Annotated in this window: 14 protein-coding genes and 4 pseudogenes; 6 read left to right on the top strand and 12 right to left on the bottom strand. The window is 65.1% G+C overall.

The annotated features are described in order from the left end of the window. Positions 1–4: 4 nt before the first annotated feature. Positions 5–1,810: an ABC-F family ATP-binding cassette domain-containing protein gene (locus tag ACQ86E_RS28080; protein ID WP_431202744.1), complete on the top strand. Its 1,806-nt coding sequence runs from the start codon at positions 5–7 to the stop codon at positions 1,808–1,810. 3 nt (positions 1,811–1,813) lie between these two features. Continuing rightward, positions 1,814–2,893, top strand: coding sequence for an alanine racemase (locus ACQ86E_RS28075; protein WP_431202743.1), 1,080 nt, complete (start codon positions 1,814–1,816; stop codon positions 2,891–2,893). 174 nt (positions 2,894–3,067) lie between these two features. Here ACQ86E_RS28075 and ACQ86E_RS28070 read toward each other — a convergent pair whose 3' ends face one another. The 8 genes and pseudogenes from ACQ86E_RS28070 to ACQ86E_RS28035 all read right to left on the bottom strand — a co-directional run bounded on the left by ACQ86E_RS28070 (position 3,068) and on the right by ACQ86E_RS28035 (position 12,407). Next, positions 3,068–4,288 carry an NAD(P)/FAD-dependent oxidoreductase gene (locus ACQ86E_RS28070; RefSeq protein ID WP_431206578.1) on the bottom strand — a complete coding sequence of 407 codons (1,221 nt, stop codon included), beginning with the start codon at positions 4,286–4,288 and terminating at the stop codon, positions 3,068–3,070. After that, complete coding sequence (locus ACQ86E_RS28065) at positions 4,285–5,202, bottom strand: SDR family NAD(P)-dependent oxidoreductase (RefSeq protein WP_431202742.1); 918 nt, start codon at positions 5,200–5,202, stop codon at positions 4,285–4,287. Before ACQ86E_RS28065 ends, ACQ86E_RS28070 begins: the two co-directional genes overlap by 4 nt. Before the next feature lie 225 nt (positions 5,203–5,427). Then, complete coding sequence (locus ACQ86E_RS28060) at positions 5,428–5,904, bottom strand: MaoC family dehydratase (protein WP_431202741.1); 477 nt, start codon at positions 5,902–5,904, stop codon at positions 5,428–5,430. Positions 5,905–5,910: 6 nt separating this feature from the next. After that, positions 5,911–7,629 carry an AMP-binding protein gene (locus ACQ86E_RS28055; protein ID WP_431202740.1) on the bottom strand — a complete coding sequence of 573 codons (1,719 nt, stop codon included), beginning with the start codon at positions 7,627–7,629 and terminating at the stop codon, positions 5,911–5,913. Beyond that, positions 7,629–8,540: pseudogene (gene mmsB / locus ACQ86E_RS28050) on the bottom strand (3-hydroxyisobutyrate dehydrogenase); the annotation flags it as partial. The gene ACQ86E_RS28055 and the pseudogene mmsB, both read right to left, overlap by 1 nt. A 10-nt stretch (positions 8,541–8,550) precedes the next feature. Beyond that, positions 8,551–9,618: an enoyl-CoA hydratase/isomerase family protein gene (locus ACQ86E_RS28045; protein WP_431202739.1), complete on the bottom strand. Its 1,068-nt coding sequence runs from the start codon at positions 9,616–9,618 to the stop codon at positions 8,551–8,553. Further along, positions 9,615–10,759, bottom strand: a pseudogene (locus ACQ86E_RS28040) (isobutyryl-CoA dehydrogenase). Before ACQ86E_RS28040 ends, ACQ86E_RS28045 begins: the two are co-directional and overlap by 4 nt. Positions 10,760–10,910: 151 nt before the next feature. Next, the gene (locus ACQ86E_RS28035) at positions 10,911–12,407 is read right to left on the bottom strand and encodes a CoA-acylating methylmalonate-semialdehyde dehydrogenase (protein ID WP_431202738.1); all 1,497 of its coding nucleotides are present in this window, start codon (positions 12,405–12,407) and stop codon (positions 10,911–10,913) included. A gap of 102 nt (positions 12,408–12,509) precedes the next feature. On the opposite strand from ACQ86E_RS28035, the gene ACQ86E_RS28030 reads away from it, so the two are divergent. Further along, a complete protein-coding gene (locus tag ACQ86E_RS28030) occupies positions 12,510–13,418 on the top strand; it encodes a LysR family transcriptional regulator (protein ID WP_431202737.1) in 909 nt (302 codons plus the stop codon). A gap of 112 nt (positions 13,419–13,530) precedes the next feature. Here the strand turns inward: ACQ86E_RS28030 and ACQ86E_RS28025 are convergent. After that, positions 13,531–14,151 (bottom strand): annotated as a pseudogene (locus ACQ86E_RS28025) (TetR/AcrR family transcriptional regulator). 69 nt (positions 14,152–14,220) lie between these two features. Then, positions 14,221–14,751 carry a PaaI family thioesterase gene (locus tag ACQ86E_RS28020; RefSeq protein ID WP_431202736.1) on the bottom strand — a complete coding sequence of 177 codons (531 nt, stop codon included), beginning with the start codon at positions 14,749–14,751 and terminating at the stop codon, positions 14,221–14,223. 154 nt (positions 14,752–14,905) lie between these two features. Here ACQ86E_RS28020 and ACQ86E_RS28015 point away from each other — a divergent pair, with 154 nt between their 5' ends. The 3 genes and pseudogenes from ACQ86E_RS28015 to ACQ86E_RS28005 all read left to right on the top strand — a co-directional run bounded on the left by ACQ86E_RS28015 (position 14,906) and on the right by ACQ86E_RS28005 (position 18,410). Further along, positions 14,906–15,676: an enoyl-CoA hydratase gene (locus ACQ86E_RS28015; RefSeq protein WP_431202735.1), complete on the top strand. Its 771-nt coding sequence runs from the start codon at positions 14,906–14,908 to the stop codon at positions 15,674–15,676. A 130-nt stretch (positions 15,677–15,806) separates the two neighbouring features. Beyond that, on the top strand, positions 15,807–17,003 hold the full coding sequence (locus ACQ86E_RS28010; protein WP_431202734.1) for an acetyl-CoA C-acyltransferase: 1,197 nt from the start codon (positions 15,807–15,809) through the stop codon (positions 17,001–17,003). 113 nt (positions 17,004–17,116) lie between these two features. After that, positions 17,117–18,410 (top strand): annotated as a pseudogene (locus ACQ86E_RS28005) (MFS transporter). Positions 18,411–18,493: 83 nt separating this feature from the next. On the opposite strand, the gene ACQ86E_RS28000 reads toward ACQ86E_RS28005, so the two are convergent. Both ACQ86E_RS28000 and ACQ86E_RS27995 read right to left on the bottom strand, forming a co-directional pair. Next, on the bottom strand, positions 18,494–18,988 hold the full coding sequence (locus tag ACQ86E_RS28000; RefSeq protein WP_431202733.1) for a hypothetical protein: 495 nt from the start codon (positions 18,986–18,988) through the stop codon (positions 18,494–18,496). A gap of 129 nt (positions 18,989–19,117) precedes the next feature. After that, the gene (locus ACQ86E_RS27995) at positions 19,118–20,575 is read right to left on the bottom strand and encodes a type II and III secretion system protein family protein (RefSeq protein WP_431202732.1); all 1,458 of its coding nucleotides are present in this window, start codon (positions 20,573–20,575) and stop codon (positions 19,118–19,120) included. Positions 20,576–20,766: the final 191 nt, after the last annotated feature.

Below are 20,766 nucleotides of genomic sequence, written 5' to 3'. Positions count from 1 at the left end.
CCGCATGGCGCCACCGCTGATTCAACTGCGCGACATCAAGCTGACCTTTGGCGGCACGCCATTGCTGGCGGGCGTCGAACTGTCGGTTTCGACCGGCGAGCGCGTCTGCCTGATCGGTCGCAACGGTTCGGGCAAGTCGACGCTGCTCAAGATTGCTGCCGGCCTGGTCGAGCCGGACGGCGGCACCCGCTTCGTGCAGCCCGGCGCCACCATCCGCTACCTGCCGCAGGAGCCTGATTTTTCCGGTTTTTCCACGACGCTGGCCTATGTCGAGGCCGGCCTCAATGCCGGCGACGATCACTATCAGGCGCGCTATCTGGTCGAACAGCTCGGTCTGAGCGGCGAAGAAGATCCCGCGCACGTCTCCGGCGGCGAAGCGCGCCGCGCTGCGCTCGCGCGCGTGCTGGCGCCCTCGCCCGATATCCTGTTGCTGGACGAGCCCACCAACCATCTCGATCTGACGACCATTGAATGGCTTGAAGGCGAACTGGAAAGCCGTCGCTGCGCGCTGGTGATCATCAGCCACGACCGGCGCTTCCTCAGCAATCTCTCGCGCAGCACCGCCTGGCTCGACCGTGGCCAGATCCGGCAGATCGACCGCGGGTTCAGTGCTTTCGAGGCCTGGCGCGACGAGGTACTTGCGGAGGAAGAGCGCGACCAGCACAAGCTCGACCGCAAGATCGTCAACGAGGAGCACTGGTTGCGCTACGGCGTATCGGGGCGCCGCAAGCGCAACGTCAAGCGGCTCGGCAATTTGCACGCGTTGCGCGACCAGCGCCGCACCCATCGCGGCGCGACCGGCAACGCCAACCTCGCGGCTGCCGAAGCCGACAAGTCCGGCAAGCTCGTCATCGAGGCCAAGAACATCAACCGCTCCTATGGCGAGCGCAAGATCGTCGACGACTTCTCGATCCGCGTCCAGCGCGGCGACCGCATCGGCATCGTCGGCCCGAACGGTGCCGGCAAGACCACGCTGATCGAGATGCTGACCGGCGGCAGCGCACCGGACAGCGGCACCCTACGGCTCGGCGCCAACATCGAGATGGCAACGCTCGACCAGCATCGCGAAAGTCTGGATCCCAAAACGACGCTGGCCGAGGCGCTGACCGGCGGCCGCGGCGACCACGTCATGGTCGGCGGCAAGCCGAAACACGTCGTCAGCTACATGAAGGACTTCCTGTTCGCCCAGGAACAAATGCGCACGCCGCTGGAGGTGCTGTCCGGGGGCGAGCGCGGCCGGCTGATGCTGGCACGCGCGCTGGCAAAGCCCTCCAACCTCCTGGTGCTCGACGAGCCGACCAACGACCTCGACCTCGAGACCCTCGACGTCCTCGAGGAAATGCTCGGCGACTACGAGGGCACCGTGATCCTGATCAGCCATGATCGCGATTTTCTCGACCGCGTGGTGACGTCGGTAATCGTGCCCGAGGGCAACGGACGCTGGCTCGAATATGCCGGCGGCTACACCGACATGCTGGCCCAGCGTGGCGCCGACTTGAAGCGCGCCACGACAAAGGCCACCGAAGAGAAGAGAGAGACGCGGTCCGCCGCGCCTTCCGGTGGCACCAAGCGGCGGTTGACCTTCAACGAGCAACATGCGCTGGAGACGCTGCCCAAGACCATCGCCAAGTTGCAGGCCGAGATCGCCAAGCAACAGCGTTTCCTTGACGACCCCGATCTCTTCCGCAAGGATCGCAAGCGCTTCGACCAGGCCTCTGACGCTCTGACGAAGGCGCAAGCGGAGCTGGCCGAGGCCGAGGACAAATGGCTGGAGCTCGAAGTGCGACGCGAAGAGATCGAGAAAGCCTGACCCATGACAACGAAACTCGCCGCCAAGATCGCCCGCGAATACGGCACGCCCTGCGCCGTGATCGACATGGACAGAGTCGAGAGCAACATCGCGCGCATCCAGAAGGCCTGCGACGACGCCGGTATCGCCAACCGCCCGCACATCAAGACGCACAAGAATCCGACGATCGCGAAGATGCAGGTCGCGGCCGGCGCCAAGGGCATCACCTGCCAGAAGCTCGGCGAGGCCGAGATCATGGCCAATGCCGGCATCGACGACATCCTGATCAGCTACAATCTGCTCGGCGAAGAGAAGATGGCGCGGCTCGGTGCGCTGCAGGCGAAGGCGAACATGACGGTCGCCGCCGACAATGCGACCGTCGTCGCGGGCCTGCCGAAGGCCGCCGCGGCATCAGGCCGACCGCTCTCGGTCGTTGTCGAATGCGATACCGGGCGCAAGCGCGCCGGCGTCGAGACACCGGCCGAGGCCATCGCGCTGGCGCGCGAGATCGCCGCGTCCAAGGGGCTGCATTTCGCCGGCTTCATGCTGTATCCGACCGAGACCGGCTGGGCCGATGCGCAGAAGTTCTACGATGAAGCGCTGGCCGGCGTGCGTGCACACGGGCTGGATGCGACGATCGTCTCGACCGGCGGCACGCCGAACCTTGTCAATATCGGCAAGCTCAAGGGCGGCACCGAGCATCGCTTCGGTACCTATATCTACAACGACCGCATGCAAGTCGCGGCCGGCTCCGCCACCTGGGACGACTGCGCGTTGCACATCTATTCGACGGTGGTGAGCCGCGCCGCGCCCGAGCGCGGCATTCTTGACGCCGGCTCCAAGACGCTGACCACGGACACCGGCGGCCTCGACGGTCACGGCCTGATCCTGGAGCACCCCGAAGCCAAAATCGCGCGCTTCGCCGAGGAGCACGGCTTCCTCGACCTCTCCCGCAGCAATACGCGTCCGAACGTCGGCGACGTCGTGCGCGTCGTTCCCAATCACGTCTGCGTCGTCGTCAACATGATGGACGAGGTGGTGATGGTGCGCGGCGAGGAGATCATCGGCACGCTGCCGGTGTCGGCACGCGGGAAGCTGCGGTAGAGCGCCGCGGCGCGCCCGCGTATCCTTCGAGGTGGCGCGATGCGTTGCATCGCGCCACTCGCACCTCAGGATGACGCTCTCTCTTGAAGCATGCTTGGGGTGAGACCGCGCTCTCTCGTAGCCGTCACCCCGAGGTGCCGAAGCGCAGCGGAGGCCTCGAAGGGCGGCGGCGTTCTATGAACGTTTCAGCCAACTCAACATACCCCCGCCCGCGGCAGCGCCGGTCGCGAACGAAGCCTGCAGCAAATAGCCGCCGGTCGGCGCCTCCCAATCCAGCATCTCGCCGGCGGCGAACACGCCGGGCAGCTTGCGCAGCATGAAGCGGTCGTCGAGTTCGTCGAAGCTGATCCCTCCCGCAGTCGAGATCGCGCGCTCGATCGGGGCGACGCCGGTGAGCTGGACCAGAAGAGCGTTGATCAGCTGCGCAAGCTCCGCCGGCGAGAACGATGCCAGTGGACGTCCGGATGCTATGGCGGCTTCCTGCATCAGGCCGATGCCGACCGGCGACAGCTGCGCCGCCTTGCGCAGGAAGTTGGCGAGCGACTGCTTGCCGCGCGTCCCCGATAGCCGCGTGGTCAGGGCAGCCGTGTCGAGGTCGGGCCGCAAGGCGATCATCAGCGTCGCGTACCCGAGACCAAGCACCGCCTCGCGGAGCTCCGCCGACAGCGCATAGATCGCGCCGCCTTCGATGCCGCTGCGCGTGATCATCGCCTCGCCGCGCACCGCGTGTGATCCGATGGCGAGCGCCACGCCCTTGAGCGGCTGGCCTTCAAAACGCTCCCGGAAGACGTCGGACCACGCGACCGTGAAGCCGGAATTGGCGGGCCTCAGCTTCGAGATGGCAATGCCCTTTGCCGCGAGGAGTTCGACCCAGCCACCGTCCGACCCGAGCCGCGGCCAGCTCGCGCCGCCGAGCGCGAGCACGGTTGCCTTGGCGTCGATCGCAAGCGTGTCATCGGTTGTTTGGAATTTTAGCCGCCCCTGCTCGTCCCATCCGGTCCAGCGGTGCCGAAACGCGAATTGCACGCCGGCCGCATCGAGCCGTCGCAGCCAGGCGCGGAGCAAGGGGGACGCCTTGAACGTCTTTGGAAACACACGCCCGCTGCTGCCGACGAAGGTCACCTGTCCAAGTGCGGTGCTCCAGTCGCGTAGCGCATCGGGTGGAAACGCCTCGATCGCGGCACGCAGATGCGGCATCGCTTCCCGGTAGCGGGTGAGAAAATCCGGGAGCGGCTCGCTGTGGGTGAGGTTGAGCCCGCCGCGGCCGGCCATCAGAAATTTGCGGCCGGCCGACGGCATCGCATCGTACACAACGACGCGGGCACCGCCCTGCGCCAGCACCTCCGCCGCCATCAGTCCGGCGGGACCGGCACCGATGACGGCGACGTCAGTCAGAGCTTGATCCCCGCCCTCGCCGCGGCCTGCGCCACGTATTTCTGCGTCTGCTCGAACGCGCCCTGCAACGCCTTGGCGTTGGACATGTCGCTGATCTCGGCGAAATGCGCGGCGACCGCGTCCGGCGTCCACTCTGACTCCGGCAGGTTGATACCCTCGCTCTCGAGGATCTTGATCACGGCGAAGGAGCCGGCGCCGGCGCCCATGATGGTGCGGGTCGGCGCGTCCTCGCTCAGCATGTACTCGACGGCCGGCGTGATCGCGTTCGGCTTCATCAATTGCAGCGCCTGCGGCGGCAGCAGCTCTTCGGTCATGCGGGTCGCCGCCGTCGGCGAGATGATGTTGACGCGGATGTCGGTCTTGCGGCCTTCCTCGGCCAGCACGTTCATCAGGCCGACCATGCCGGATTTCGCCGCGCCGTAATTGGCCTGGCCGAAATTGCCGTAGAGGCCGGAAGACGACGTCGTCAGCACGATGCGGCCGTAATTGCGCTCGCGCATGCCGGCCCAGACCGCCTTGCAGCAGTAGAAGGTGCCGACGAGGTGCACGTCGAGCACCTTCTGGAAGTCGGCGGCTTCCATCTTGCCGAACGACTTGTCGCGCAGGATGCCGGCATTGGCGCACATCAGGTCGACGCTGCCCCACTCCTTGGTGGCGCGAGCGACCATCTCCGTGACCTGCTCGAAATTCGAAACGTCGGCGCCGTCGGCCATCGCGGTGCCGCCGGCCTTGCGGATCTCCTCGACCACGGCTTCCGCCGGCGACAGCGAGCCGCCGCTGCCGTCGCGTGCGCCGCCGAAATCGTTGACCACGACCTTTGCGCCGCGGCTCGCCAATCCCAGTGCATGCGCCTTGCCGAGACCATTGCCCGCGCCGGTGACGATGGCGACGCGTCCGTCGAACCTGATTGCCATTGTGCAGTTCCTGCTTCTTCTTCCTTCTCCCCTTGTGGGAGAAGGTGGCGCGAAGCGCCGGATGAGGGTCTCTCGCAACAGATGCGCTCGCGGAGAGAGACCCTCACCCGGCTTCGCGTTCCGCGAAGCCACCCTCTCCCACAAGGGGAGAGGGTAAGAGCGCTCCGCACGAGATTTGGACAGCTTTTGAGCAGCGATGGAGGGCTTGGTCAAGCCCACCCAGACTCACGCAAAATAGATCAGCCCGAGCCAGTCGGCGACCAGCGCGGGCTTGTCCTCGCCTTCGATCTCTACGGTCACGTTGGTGCGCGACTGCAATTCGTTGGGCTTGCGCAGCTTCGCTTCCGCCAGCACGAAGCGGCCGCGGATGCGCTTGCCCGAGCGCACCGGCGAGATGAAACGCAGCTTGTCGAAGCCGTAATTGACGCCCATCGTCGTGCCCGCGATCGCCGGCATCACTTCGTAGGACATCACCGACATCATCGACATCGTCAGGAAGCCGTGCGCGATCGTGGTGCCGAACGCGCTTTCCTTCGCCCTTTCGGGATCGACATGGATGAACTGGTGATCCTCGGTCACGTCGGCATAGGTGTCGATGCGGGGCTGGTCGATCAGGTACCACGACGAGACGCCGATCTCCTTGCCGACCAGAGCCTGATAGGCCTCCAGCGTGATCGGAGGCTTCTTCCAGATTTCGTTCATTTTGCTTCAGGTCTCACTTCTTGTCTTCGACAGCTCCGGAAAATCCTCCTCGCGGAATTCGCGGCCGCGCAGGGGATCATTGCGATCGTCGTCGCGTTCCAGCCGTCGTAGCTGGACGCGGCGGATTTTGCCAGAGATCGTCTTCGGCAGCTCGGTGACGATTTCGAGACGGCGGATACGCTTGAACGGCGCAAGGCGGCTGTGCAAGTGCTGGAAGATGGAGAGCGCGGTCTCGCCCGTCCGCTCGGCGTCTGCCGTCAGCAGCACGAACGCCTTGGGGATTGCGAGCCGGATCGGATCGGGACTCGGCACCACGGCCGCTTCAGCCACCAGCTCGTGCTCCAGCAGCACGCTTTCCAGCTCGAACGGGCTGATGCGGTAGTCCGAGGATTTGAACACGTCGTCGGAACGGCCGACGAAGGTGAGATAGCCGTCGTCGTCAGCGAATACGACGTCGCCGCTGCGATAGAGCTCGCCTTCGGCGCCGGAGAGTTGGCCGTCGTCCGCCTGATAGCCCTGCATCAGGCCGGCGGGACGGTCACCGCCCAGCAGCAGTGTCACCTCGCCCTCCTTTGCGGGATGGCCGTCGGCGTCGCTGACTTGCACGCGATAGCCCGGCAGTGGCCGGCCCATCGAGCCGATCTTGATTGTCTGTCCGGGTGAGTTGCCGGCCAGCGCCGTGGTCTCGGTCTGACCATAGCCGTCGCGGATGGTGAGGCCCCAGGCGGACTTGACCTGGTCGATCACTTCCGGATTGAGCGGCTCGCCGGCGCCGCAGACCTCGCGCAAGGCGACCTTGAACGCTGCCAGGTTCTCCTGGATGAACAGCCGCCACACCGTCGGCGGCGCGCACAGCGTGGTGACGCCGCAGCGGCCGATGGTGGCGAGCAGCGCCTTGGCATCGAAGCGCGGCTGGTTGACCACGAACACCGTTGCGCCGGCGTTCCACGGCGCGAAGAAGCAACTCCAGGCGTGCTTGGCCCAGCCGGGCGAGGAAATGTTGAGATGAACGTCGCCGGGTTTCAACCCGATCCAGTACATCGTCGAGAGATGGCCGACGGGGTAGCTGCGCTGGCTGTGCCGCACCAGCTTGGGTTTTGCCGTGGTGCCCGAGGTGAAATAGAGCAGCATCGGATCGTCGGCGTTGGTCGGGCCATCAGGCGCGAAGCTGTCGGAGGCACTCGCGGCGGCGTCATAACCGAGCCAGCCATCGGAGCCGGCACCGACCACGATGCGCACGACATTCTCGGCGCCAAGGCTCGCGAACTTCGCGACCTGGTCTTGCGCCGCGACCACCGCCTTTGCCCTGCCGCGATTGAGCCGATCGCGCAGCTCATCGGCGGTGAGCAGCGTGGTGGCGGGGATGACGACGACGCCGAGCTTGATAGCCGCCAGCATCGTCTCCCACAGCGGAACCACATTGCCGAGCAGCAACAGGAGATGATCGCCATGCTTCAAACCCTGTGCGCGAAGGAAATTCGCGACCTGGTTCGAACGCTTCGAGAGCGCCGCAAAAGACAGTTTCGTCTGTTTGTCCTGCGCTGCATCGACAATCCAGAGCGCGGGCAAATCCCGGCTGTCCGCATTCGTCGCCAGCTCGGCGTCGAACCAGTCGAGCGCCCAGTTGAAAGGAACGGGATCGGGCCAGCGGAAGCCCTTGACCGCGGTCTCGTAGTCGGTGCGGTGATCCAGCAGAAACGCGCGCGCTTCCTGAAATGTCGTCATTAGGTTTTCCCGGTGAGCCCCCTAACGTGCTTGATAATTCCGGAAAAATCCACCCCACCCTGGCCTGCCTTGTCGAAGGCCTGATAGATCTCCTGCGCATGCTGGCCGAGCGGCGTCGCAGCGCCCGTGGCCTTCGCGGCGTCCTGCGCCAGCGTCAGATCCTTCACCATCAACGCCGAGGCAAAGCCCGGCTTGTAGTCGTTGTTGGCGGGAGAGGTCGGCACCGGACCCGGAACCGGACAATACGTCGTCAGCGACCAGCACTGGCCCGACGAGGTCGAGGCGACGTCGAACAATGCCTGATGCGAGAGCCCGAGCTTTTCGCCGAGCGCAAACGCCTCGCTCACCGCGATCATGGAAATGCCGAGGATCATGTTGTTGCAGATCTTGGCCGCCTGGCCTGCGCCGGCGCCGCCGCAATGCACGATCTTCTTGCCCATCTTCTCCAGCACGGGCCTGGCCGCAGCAAATGCGCCCTCCTCGCCGCCGCACATGAAGGTGAGCGTAGCACCCTTGGCGCCGCCGGTGCCGCCGGAGACCGGCGCGTCGACCGAGAGCACGCCGTTCCTGGCGGCAAGCGCGTGCGCCTGACGCGCGCTCTCGACGTCGATGGTGGAGCTGTCGATGATCAGCGCGCCCTTGGCCATGACGGGGACGACCTCGTTCCAGACACCGAGCACGTGCTTGCCGGCCGGCAGCATGGTCACGACGACATCGGCGCCCTTCACCGCGGCTGATGCACTGTCGGCGATGCCGGCGCCATCAGCCTTGGCTTGCGCGCGCGAGGCCTCGACGAGATCGAACGCCACCACCTTGTGGCCAGCCTTGACCAGATTGGCAGCCATCGGGCCGCCCATGTTGCCGAGACCGATGAATGCGATCGTGGCCATCTCGATATCCTCCGCTGTGACGTTTCGTTGATTAGTTGAACTTCAATTCGTCGGCGCCGATCCCGGCGAGATATGGCGCAAGCATCTCCGGCGTCACGTCCTCGATCCGCGGCGGCGACCAGGTCGGGTTGCGGTCCTTGTCGATCACGGCGGCGCGCACGCCCTCACGGAAATCGTCGCTGCGGAACACCTCCAGCGCAGCGCGATATTCGCGCACCAGGCACTCTTCGAGGCTCGACGCATTGCGCGCCAGCCGCAGCAGCTTCAGCGTCACCACCATACCGCGCGGTGACTTCTCATTGAGCGTCTTCAGCGCGGCCAATGCGAACTCGGAGCCGTCGCGCGTCAGCGCAGCGACAATGTCCTCCATGCGGTCGAAACCGAACAACGCATCTATCATCGCCTGCTTTGCCGCGACCGGACCGGCCGCATCGCCGGTCGCGAAGCTGTTGATGAGCCTGCTGACGTCGGACGCGCTCGCTGCAGGACCAACCCGCGTCAGTGCCCCGCGCAGCTCCGGCCATTTGGCCGCGGGCACCACCGCATCGGCGAACTTCGCGTGGATCGCGTCGGGGCCGTTCATGGTCTGGCCGGTGAGACCGAAATAGGTGCCGATCTCGCCGGGCGAGCGCGACAGCAGCCAGGTGCCGCCGACATCAGGGAAGAAGCCGAGGCCGACTTCGGGCATCGCAAGCTTCGTCCGATCGGTGACGATGCGATGGCTGGCATGACCTGACAGCCCGACGCCGCCGCCCATCACGAGGCCGTCCATGAATGCGACATAGGGCTTCGGATACTTCGCGATCCGCGCATTCATGATGTATTCCTGGCGCCAGAACCGCGCGCCGAGATCGCCGCCCTCGCGCGAGCTCTCCCACAATCCGCGAATATCGCCGCCGGCACAGAGCCCGCGTTCTCCGGCGCCTTCCAGAATGATGACGGCCACGTCCGGATCGGTCTCGAACTTGTCGAGCGCCGCGTCGATGCCTTCGGACATTTCCAGCGTCATGGCGTTGATCGCCTTGGGACGGTTGAGACGGATCACGCCCGCCGCGCCCTCGCGGCGAACGATGAGGTCGCCCTCCTCCACTGCATTCATCGCGCGCCCTCGATCAGTTTGCGCGCCACGATCAGCCGCATGATTTCATTGGTGCCTTCGAGGATCTGGTGCACGCGCAGATCGCGCACGATCTTCTCGATGCCGTATTCGCTGAGGTAGCCGTAGCCGCCGTGAAGCTGCAGCGCCTGGTTGGCGACCTCGAAGCCGGCATCGGTGCCGAACCGCTTGGCCATCGCGCACAGCATGGTGGCGTCGGGGTCTTTCCGGTCGAGCGCAGCGGCAGCGCGCCACAGGAAGGTGCGCGCGGCCTCGAGCTCGATCGCCATGTCGGCGAGCTTGAACTGCAGCGCCTGGAATTCGTCGAGACGCTTTCCAAACGCCTTGCGCTCCTTCATGTAGGCGCGCGCCTTGTCGAGCGCCGTTTGGGCACCACCAAGAGAACACGCCGTGATGTTGAGGCGGCCACCGTCGAGGCCGGCCATCGCGATCTTGAAGCCGACGCCCTCCTCGCTCAGCCGGTTGGCCACGGGCACGCGGGCGTTCTCGAACATCACCGCACGGGTCGGTTGCGCGTTCCAGCCCATCTTCCGCTCATTGGCGCCGTACGACACGCCCGGCGTCTTGCCGTCGATGACGAGGGTCGAGATGCCGCCGGGGCCTTCACCGCCGGTCCGGACCATTGCGACCAGCAGATCCGTACCGCCGGCGCCGGAGATGAACTGCTTCTGGCCGTTGAGGACATAGTGGTCCCCATCGCGCACTGCGCGGCTGCGCAGGGCCGCCGCGTCCGAGCCGGCGCCCGGTTCGGTCAGGCAGTAGCTCGCAATCAGCTCCATGGTGCAGAGCTTCGGCAACCATGTGTGGCGCTGGGTGTCGCTGCCATAGGCATCGATCATCCAGGACGCCATGTTGTGGATAGAGATGAAGGCCGACGTGGTCGGACAGCCCGTCGCCAGCGCCTCGAAGATCAGCGCCGCGTCGAACCGCGTCATGGCGGAGCCACCGACATCCTCGCGGATGTAGATGCCGCCCATGCCGAGCGTCGCCGCCTCGCGCATCACGTCGACGGGGAAATGCTTTTCCTCGTCCCAACGCAACGCGTGCGGCGCGATTTTTCCGCCGCAAACGCCAACGCCATGTCGCGAACCGCGACCTGATCCTCGTTCAGAGCGAACTGCATGCTGGGCTCCTCACCTTCCTCGTCATTGCGAGGAGCTCGTGACAAAATTGCGGAGCAATTTTGCACTGAAGCGACGAAGCAATCCAGGCTGCCTCTACGGAAAGATTCTGGATTGCTTCGCTGCGTTCGCAATGACGGGCTGGGCTACAGCCTACTTCATCAGCGGGATCGAGAACTCCGCACCTTCCTTGACGCCGGACGGCCAGCGCGAGGTCACCGTCTTGGTCTTGGTGTAGAAGCGGACCGAGTCCGGGCCGTGCTGGTTGAGGTCGCCGAAGCCGGACTTCTTCCAGCCGCCGAAGGTGTAATAGGCGATCGGCACCGGGATCGGCACGTTGATGCCCACCATGCCGACATTGACCTTGGCCGCGAAGTCACGGGCGGCGTCGCCGTCGCGGGTGAAGATGGCAACGCCGTTGCCGTAATCATGCTCGGACGGCAGCGCCAGCGCTTCCTTGTAGTCGTGCGCGCGCACGACGGAGAGCACCGGGCCGAAGATCTCTTCCTTGTAGATCCGCATGTCCTTGGTGACGTTGTCGAACAGCGAACCGCCGAGATAGAAGCCGTTCTCGTAGCCCTGCATCTTGAAGCCGCGGCCGTCGACGGCGAGCGTGGCGCCTTCCTTGATGCCGATGTCGATGTAGCCCTTGACCTTCTCGACCGCCTCGCGCGTCACCAGCGGACCGTAATCGGCCGACGGGTCGATCGAGGTGCCGATCTTGAGCGACTCGACGCGCGGGATCAGCTTTTCCATCAGGCGGTCGGCGGTGGACTTGCCGACGGGCACGGCAACGGAAACGGCCATGCAGCGCTCGCCGGCCGAGCCGTAACCCGCGCCGATCAGCGCGTCGACGGCCTGGTCCATGTCGGCATCCGGCATGATGATGGCGTGGTTCTTGGCGCCGCCAAAGCACTGGCAGCGCTTGCCGGTCTGGGCCGCACGCTCATAGATGTACTGCGCGATCGGCGTCGAGCCGACGAAGCCGACAGCCTTGATATCGGGATCGTCGAGGATGGCGTCGACCGCTTCCTTGTCGCCGTTGACGACGTTGAGGATGCCGGCCGGCAGGCCTGCTTCCATCATCAACTCGGCGAGCATCATCGGCACGCCGGGATCGCGCTCCGACGGCTTGAGGATAAAGGCGTTGCCGCAGGCGATCGCGGGGGCGAACTTCCACATCGGGATCATCGCCGGGAAGTTGAACGGCGTGATGCCGGCAACGACGCCGAGCGCCTGGCGCATGGAATAGATGTCGATGCCAGGGCCGGCGCCTTCGGTGTACTCGCCCTTCATCAGATGCGGGATGCCGCAGGCGAATTCCGCGACCTCGAGGCCGCGCTGGATGTCGCCCTTGGCGTCCGGCACGGTCTTGCCGTGCTCACGGGCCAGCATCTCGGCGAGTTTGTCATAGTCGCGCTGCACCAGCTCGACGAATTTCATCATCACGCGGGCGCGACGCTGCGGATTGGTCGCGGCCCACTCGGGCTGTGCTGCGCGCGCGTTCTCGACGGCGGCGCGGACTTCGGCCTTGGACGCCAGCGCCACCTTGGCCTGGACGTCACCGGTCATCGGCTCGAAAACGTCGGCAGTGCGGCCCGAGGTGCCCTTGACCTCCTTGCCACCGATGAAATGTCCGACTGCGCGCATGGAATGAACTCCTTAGATCCCGGTCTGATCGCTTTGACAAATCCTATCGACCTGCATTTTATAGGATTCAAGTCTGAGATAATGCACCATAGATGTGCGGAAATGCTGGATCAAGGCGCTATCGACTGGGACGACTTCCGCTTCGTGCTGGCCATCGTGCGGGGCGGCTCGGTGTCGGCTGCAGCCAAGCAGCTCGGCGTCGACCATGCCACCGTGATCCGCCGTGTCGACCGGCTGGAAAAGCACCTCTCGGCCAAGCTGTTTGACCGGCGCAAGACCGGCTATCTCCTCACCGAGGCCGGCCAGCGGGTCGCCGACAGCGCGGAGGCCATGGAATCGACCATCGTCGCCAACCAGGAGCAGGTCGGCGGCTCGGTGGCACGGCTGACCGGGACGGTGCGGATCGGCGCGCCTGATGGCTTCGGCACCGCCTTCCTCGCGCCGCGGCTGGCGCCTTTCGCGGACCGCTATCCGGACCTCGATTTGCAACTTGTAGCCACCGCCCGGCTGTTCAGCCTCTCCAAGCGCGAGGCCGATATCGCCATCAGCCTCACCATGCCAAAGGAAGGCCGCATCGTCGGCCGCAAGCTGCTCGACTACCGCCTCGGCCTTTACGCGTCGCCCGCCTATCTCGACCGCGCCCCGACAATCACCTCGCGCGACGTGCTGCCGCAGCACCGCTTCGTCGGCTACATCGAGGAGCTGCTGTTCACGCCGGAACTCGACTACCTGCCGCAGGTCTCGCCGCGGATTTCCGCGCGTTTCCGCAGCGCCAATCTGATCGCGCAGCTCAATGCCACGCTCTCCGGCTTCGGCATCGCTGTGTTGCCGCACTTCATGGCGAGTGATTATCAGCAGCTTGTGGCGGTGCTGCCCGAGGAGATCTCGATCACCCGGACTTTCTGGATGCTGATGCACGCCGACAGCAAGGATCTGGCGCGGATCAGGGCGGTGGCGGATTACATCGGTGAGATCGTGGAGCGCAATCGGGCGTTGTTTGCAGGGCGATAGCGCAGGTCTCATAGGGCGGGCAAAGCGAAGCGTGCCCACCATATAAGTGGCGATCGTCGAGAGATGGTGGGCACGGCGCAAGCGCGCCTTTGCCCACCCTACGGTATCTCGCCTAGTTCTGCTTCCTCCGGGCCGTTGCAACCTTCGCAGGCTCGCGCTTCGCACCCTCGAGCCGCGCTGTCCTTGCCGGCCTTAAGCACCTCGTCCGACAGCTCGCCCGAGCCGGCGATCCGCGCCAGCAGCATGGTGCCGGCCATGGTCGCAAGCGTTGCGATGGCCTGCTTGCGGGCGGTCTTGCGCGGCAGGTTAGGGACGTAGTCTGTCATCATCTCGATCATCTCGTCGAGCTTGCCGGCAAAGGCCTTGCGGGTCTTCGGGCTCTCGCGCGCGATCTCGGCGCCGAGCGCTGGAATCGAGCAGCCGTGGCCGGGATTATCGCGATGCAACGTCGAGAGATAGGTCTCGACCATCTGGGGGAGCTGCTTCTCAGGGGGACCTGACCGGACTGCTTGCGCCAGTGCTCCATCCCGCGGTCCATCGCGTAGGCAAACGCCTCGATCACCAGCGCCTCACGAGAGTCGAAATGCGCGTAGAAGCCGCCATGGGTCAGGCCTGCCTCCTTCATGAGGTCGGCGACGCCGATGCCGTGGGCGCCCTTCTCCCGCAGCCGCACCGAGGCCTTCTTCACGATGCGGTCGTGGGTTTCCTGCTTGTGTTCCCGGGAATAGCGCATGCGCGTCTCATTGAATGTCGGAGATCATTTCATAACACAGGAACGGCCCGGCGTGTGCATTAATTCATGTTAAGTTGTTGCGCCGATCATTGAAAAGGTTGCAGTTGCATGGACTGCGAGCGCGCCCTTGCCGTCGCGCACGAAGCCCTCGGCGTAGCTGGTCTGGCGGCCCAGCTTCATCACTTTACCTTCGGCCGAGATCAGCCCCGACCGGACCGACAGCGGCCGCAGGAAGGTCATTTTCAGGTCCAGCGTGACCGACGACTGCCCCGCCTCCAGCCGCGTCGAGATCGCGCAGCCCATGGCGGTGTCGATCAGCGCCGCAGCCGTCGCGCCATGCAGCAGGCCGATGGTGTTTTCGAGGTCCTCGCGCGGCTCCAGCTCCATCACGATCCGGCCCGGCTCGACCACGGCCATGGTGAAGCCGATCAGTTTGGCGAAGGGCGGCGGCGGCAGGCGGCCATCGCGGATGCCGAGCATGGCATCCATGCCTGACAGCCCCATCGCCACTCTGGCGACCGGCGCGGGAACCTGCCAGTCCACCACGCGCTCGCGCCGCTGCGCAGGCGAAAACAGGTCGAGTTGATCGTCGCTGGTCATGATCGCCCCTTGGTATGATGTACATCATCCTATGCGACGGATTTCGCGCTGGCAACTCCGTCACCCTCCCGCTTGACAAGACGGGCGTTTCGGCCCGGAAGTGATCCCGACGGTCGCGCCTCGCGCCAGCCCACGAAACTCTCGAGATGTCACGATGGAAATGCTCAACAACCACTGCGGCGTGACGCGCGATGCGCGCGGCGTCGTTCACGTTGCGATCTGCAACGCCGGCTCGCTCAACATCCTCGGCTCGCCCGTGACCGACGCGGTTCGCGAGGGCCTGCAGCAGCTCAGTTCAGACCGTAGTATCCGCGTCGTGGTGCTGCGCGGCCAGAGCGAGAAGAGCATGATCGGCGGCGCCGACATCAAGGAAATGGCCAGGCTCGACCAGAAATCTGCCGAGGCCTTCATCAGCCGCCTGCGCGATCTCTGCGAAGCCGTGCGCCAGTTCCCGGCCCCCATGATTGCGCGCATGCCCGGCTGGTGCCTTGGCGGCGGGCTGGAGGTCGCGGCGGCCTGCGACTTCCGGGTTGCAGCGCACGATGCGCATTTCGGCATGCCCGAGGTCCGCGTCGGCATCCCCTCGGTGATCCACGCCGCCTTGCTGCCGCGCCTGATCGGCTGGGCCCGCGCGCGCTGGCTGGTGATGACGGCCGAGAATATCGACGCGCCAACGGCGCTGGCCTGGGGCCTGGTCGACAAGGTCGCGCCGGAGGGCGGACTGGATGCCGAGATCGAGCATCTCGTGAAGGCACTGCTCGAATGCGGCCCCGAAGCACTGCGCTCGCAGAAGGCGCTGCTGCGGCAATGGGAGGAACTGCCGCTGACGGAGTCGGTGAATCTCAGCGTCAAGGTGTTCGGCGAATCGTTCCTGACGGACGAGCCGACGCGGCTGATGCAGGCGTTCGTGAACCGGAAGCGGTAGAGCCTCCCGTTACCTCGAACGACCAATTCTCATCCGACCCACGACATTTTCTCATCCCTGCCGCGGTTGCATTTTTGCGCCGCATCATATGATGATCATAATCTTACCCGTCATCGCAGGGAATTTTGTCATGGCCGAAGCCGCCGATCCCGTCGTCATCGTCTCCGCCGCCCGCACTCCGCTCGGCCGCTTCATGGGCGAATTGTCGCCGCTGGCGGCGCACAAGCTCGGCTCGCATGTGATCGCCGCCGCGCTGGAGCGCGCAAAACTCGCGCCCGAGAAGGTCGATGAGGTCTTCATGGGCTGCGTCCTCCCCGCCGGCCAGGGCCAGGCACCGGCGCGGCAGGCCGCGCGGGCCGCAGGACTTCCCGATGCCACCGGCGCCACGACCGTCAACAAGGTCTGCGGCTCCGGCATGAAGGCGACCATGCTGGCGCACGACATCATCCGCGCGGGCTCGGCCGGAATCGTCGTCTCCGGCGGTATGGAGAGCATGAGCAACGCGCCTTATCTGCTGGCGAAAGCGCGCGGCGGCTACCGCGTCGGCCATGACCGCATCATCGACCACATGATGATGGACGGCCTCGAAGACGCCTACGAGACCGGCCGCTCCATGGGCGATTTCGGTGAGGCCACCGCGGAAGCCTATCAGTTCACCCGCAAGGACCAGGACGCCTATGCGATGGAGACGCTGAGCCGGGCGCGCAAGGCGGTCGAGGGCGGTGCGTTCAAGGCCGAGATCGCGCCGATCACGCTGACGGAGAAGGCTGGTCCGCGCATTGTCGCCAATGACGAGCACCCGCTGAAGGTCGATCCCGCAAAAATCCCCGGTTTGAAGCCGGCGTTCCGCGCCAATGGCACCATCACGCCGGCCGCCTCCTCCGCCAACGCCGACGGCGCCGCGGCGCTGGTGCTGACGAAACGCTCGCTCGCGGACCGCAATGGCCTGCCGGCGCTGGCCGTGATCAAGGGCCACGCCACCCACAGCCAGGAGCCGCAATGGTTCACCACCGCGCCGATCCCGGCGATCCGCAAGCTGCTGGACAAGGTCGGTTGGGCTGCCTCCGACGTCGACCTGTTCGAGATCAACGAGGCCTTCGCCGTCGTGGCGATGGCAGCGCAGCGCGATCTTGGCATTCCCCGCGACAAGCTGAACATCCACGGCGGCGCCTGCGCGCTCGGCCATCCCATCGGCGCCACCGGCGCGCGGCTGATCGTGACGCTGCTGCATGCACTCGAGGCCCAGAACCTCAAGCGCGGTGTCGCGGCGCTCTGCATCGGCGGCGGCGAAGCCACGGCGATCGCGGTGGAGCGTCTCGAGCACTGACGCACACACGTCCGAAAATGAGGGAACTCTGTCATTTCCGACAGACGCCGCCCGTGTCATTCTGCACACTCGCGCAGGTCTTTCGAAGACTGCCCATCAAACATTGAGGCCCAATGATCTCGAACTGGCTCGCGGCAGCGCATCCCGCCGCAACATTCATTACGGCTGGGTGATGGTGGGCGTGACCTTCCTCACCGCGTTGATCAGCGCGGGCACGGTCGGTGCGCCCGGCGTGTTCATCGTTCCCCTGCAGAAGGAGTTCGGCTGGAGTACAGCGCAAATTTCCTCCGCGCTTTCGATCCGCTTCATCCTGTTCGGGCTGATGGCGCCGTTCGCCGCGGCCCTGCTCAACCGCTATGGCCTGCGCAACGTCACGCTGACGGCGCAGCTCATCGTGGTCTCTGCGCTGGTCCTTTCGCTCGGCATGACCGAGGTCTGGCAGCTCGTCGCGTTGTGGGGCGTGGTGATCGGCATCGGCACCGGCATGACCGCACTGGTGCTGGGCGCGACCATCGCGACACGCTGGTTCGCCGCGCAGCGCGGCCTCGTTGTCGGTATCCTGACCGCGAGCGTCGCCACCGGCCAGCTCGTGTTCCTGCCGCTGCTCGCAAGCCTGACCGAACGTTACGGCTGGCGACTGGCGCTCGGCTTCGTCTGCATCGCGCTTGGCGTGTCCGCATTCGCCGTGCTTATGGTGATGCGCGACCGGCCGAGCGACGTTGGCCTGCGCCCGTTCGGCGACGTTGGCACCGAACCCCTGCCCGCCCCCCGGTCAGCCACGGCTCGATCACGGGCGTGGCGCTCGGCACGCTGCGCGACGCCTCGAAGTCGCGCGCGTTCTGGATCCTGTTCGCGACCTTCTTCGTCTGCGGCGCCTCCACCAACGGCCTCGTCCAGGTGCACCTGATCCCGATGTGCCTCGATTTCGGCATTCCGCAGGTGCAGGCCGCGAGTCTGCTCGCCGCGATGGGCATCTTCGACTTCTTCGGCACCATCATGTCGGGCTGGCTGTCGGACCGCTACGACAATCGCTATCTGCTGTTCTGGTATTACGGCCTGCGCGGACTTTCGCTGATCTTCCTGCCCTTCAGCGATTTCTCGTTCTACGGGCTGTCGCTGTTCGCGATGTTCTACGGACTCGACTGGATCGCGACGGTGCCGCCGACGGTGCGCCTCACCGCGCAGAAGTTTGGACCCGAGCGCGCCAATCTGGTGTTCGGCTGGATCTTTGCCGGCCATCAGCTCGGCGCCGGCACAGCCGCTTTCGGCGCCGGTTTCTCGCGGACGGTCTATCAGAGCTATCTGCCCGCGTTCTTCATCGCCGGCGCGCTCTGCGTGTTCGCCGCGCTGATCGTGCTGGCGCTGTCGCGGCAGCCGAAGCCCGAATCGAAGCCGGCGATGGCGTAAACAGGTCTAGCACCGGATCTTGGAGGTGACGCCAAACACCGCGGCGTCACCGGTTCGCAAGGTGCCGGTCGGACCGAGCCAAATCACTTCGCCTCCTTGTTCAGTTCGATCGCGACCTCCGACATCCAGGAGCCCGGGGCTTCCATCAGGAAGGACTGATGACTGGCTTTGGTCTGGATCGTCACCAGCGCGGCTACAGTGTTTCCCTCGATTCGCGCCTCGATCAGGCCATCCCTGTTCGTGCCGTAGACCTTGCCGCCCTGCCGGTATTCGCTCTCGAACCAGTTGCCGGAGAGTTCGGTTCCGCTCTGCTCGATGTTGGCAGACAGGACCATCTTGTACGCATCGCTCGCGCAGCGCAGGTCCAGCGTCAAAGACCGTCCGGGCCTGGTGACGTTGTAGGCCACCTTGCAGCGAACCTTCTCGCGTGGGCCGTCCGAGGGCTTCATCGTGCCGATGCCGAACCATGCGCCGGCCAAACCGTCGAACACTGGCTCCGCGCGCAACGGACAGATGCCGACGAGCGCGAGGCAAGCAGCACCGATGCCCATGCGCACCATGGGAACTTTCAAAAGCATATCGCCAATCCTGATCCGTAAACTCTTAGCGCCTCCTATGCCCGAACAGTCGCGGGATGTTGACGAAGATGTTTATGAATGTTGCTGCGATTGCCTGAACATTGCCGGGATCGATGCATGGATCGCGCGTCAATCGGTGATGAAGCCGACATCTCCGCGACGGGCGCCGGTCGATCCCGTTCGGCCATAAAGGCGATTGATGTTGCCGATGAGATTGGCTTGTGGATCGCTCGGGGCTGCAAAACCGTCATCGGGACGCGATAGCTCTCTCGGGCTCACGGCGCGAACGAGGTAAGGCGTCACGAGAACGACGAGCTCGGTCTGGTTGTTGACGAAGTCCTGACTCCTGAAGAGCGCGCCAAGCAGCGGCACCTGCATCAGCCCGGGCAAACCATTCACGGCTCGCTTCGTCTGGTCCTGAATCAGGCCGGCGATTGCCATGGACCCGCCCGAGGGGATCTCGAGCGTGCTCTCGGCCCGGCGCGTCTTGATGGAGGGGACGGTCAGGGAGTTGGTCGTGTTGTCGCTCACCGCCTGGGACAAGGTGATCGAATTCTCGTTCGAGAGGTCCGACACCTCGGTCATCAAATGCAGGCTGATGCGCCCCTCCGCCAGCACGACCGGCGTGAAGCTCAACGACATTCCGAATTTCTTGTAGCTGATCTGCGTCGTGCACACATGGGTCGTTGGGTCGCAGGAATACCCCGCGGGAACGGGAAACTCACCGCCGGAAACAAAGGTGGCGGCCTCTCCCGATATCGCCGTCAGCGTGGGCTCAGCCAGAGTGCGGACGACCCCCGCCTTCTCCATCGCTCTCAGCGTGGCCGTCGTTCCGCCAGCCGACAGGGACACGTTGTTGCCGTCGACAAGGTTCTTGCCGTAGGCCGTGAAGGGATTCGAGTTCGCCAGGATGACAACCGAAGTGCCCGAGCTGAGACTGGTGCTGAGATCGACGCCGAGCTGCTTCACGATCTCGCGTGAAATCTCGGCGACCGTCACCTTCAACATCACCTGGTCACGTCCCCGAACCGTGATCGAGTTGACAACCTTTTCGGCCGCGCCAGTGAGGCGCGTAGCAATATCGTTGGCCAGCTGGGCCTCGACGGGCGTCGCGGCGAATCCGGTCAGGATGACCCCGTCGCCCACGCCGTCAATCTGGACATTGGCCGCGGGAAGCGCCTGCTTCAGCGCGGCACGGACCCCGTTCAGGTCACGCTTGACGGCGATGTCGTAGGCGACGATCGCTTGGCCGGCGGTATCGAAGAACACCACGTTGGTCTGGCCGACCGCCGCGCCGATGATGTAGGCACGCTGCGCCGATCGCAGGACGACGTTGGCGGTCTTGGGGTCAGCGACCAGCACATCCTTCGCGTCGCGCGGAAGATCGACCACCATCGATTTGCCCACGCCGAGGGACACAAACCTCGCATCGGACTGGCCGATCGCGCCTCCTTGTCCCAGGTATCCGGGGTCCGCAGCGTTCGTTCCAGACGACGGTCCACATGATGCAATCGCCAGAACGAGCAGTACCAGAAGCCAGTGCCTCGAAGCACGTAACGATAGTCCGGCGCCCGCATACATGGCCATTGTCCTTGGCGTCTCATCCGAAAGAGGACGTCACGGATCCTTCGCAGGAGCACGTGGCGGCCAACACGGATTGAACGTCGCAGATCGGGCGTTCGGGCGCCTCCGGCGCAACCGAAACAAAATTGAGGTCACCGACATACGAGCGAAAAGAACGCCCCAATCCCGCCCCAATGACCGATGCGCCCCGAACG

Origin of the sequence: Bradyrhizobium betae (assembly GCF_050632175.1) — a bacterium.
GTDB classification, from domain to species: Bacteria; Pseudomonadota; Alphaproteobacteria; order Rhizobiales; family Xanthobacteraceae; genus Bradyrhizobium; species Bradyrhizobium betae_B.
The sequence above is the reverse complement of the archived record's forward strand: the minus strand, read 5'-3'. Positions and strand labels throughout refer to the sequence as shown.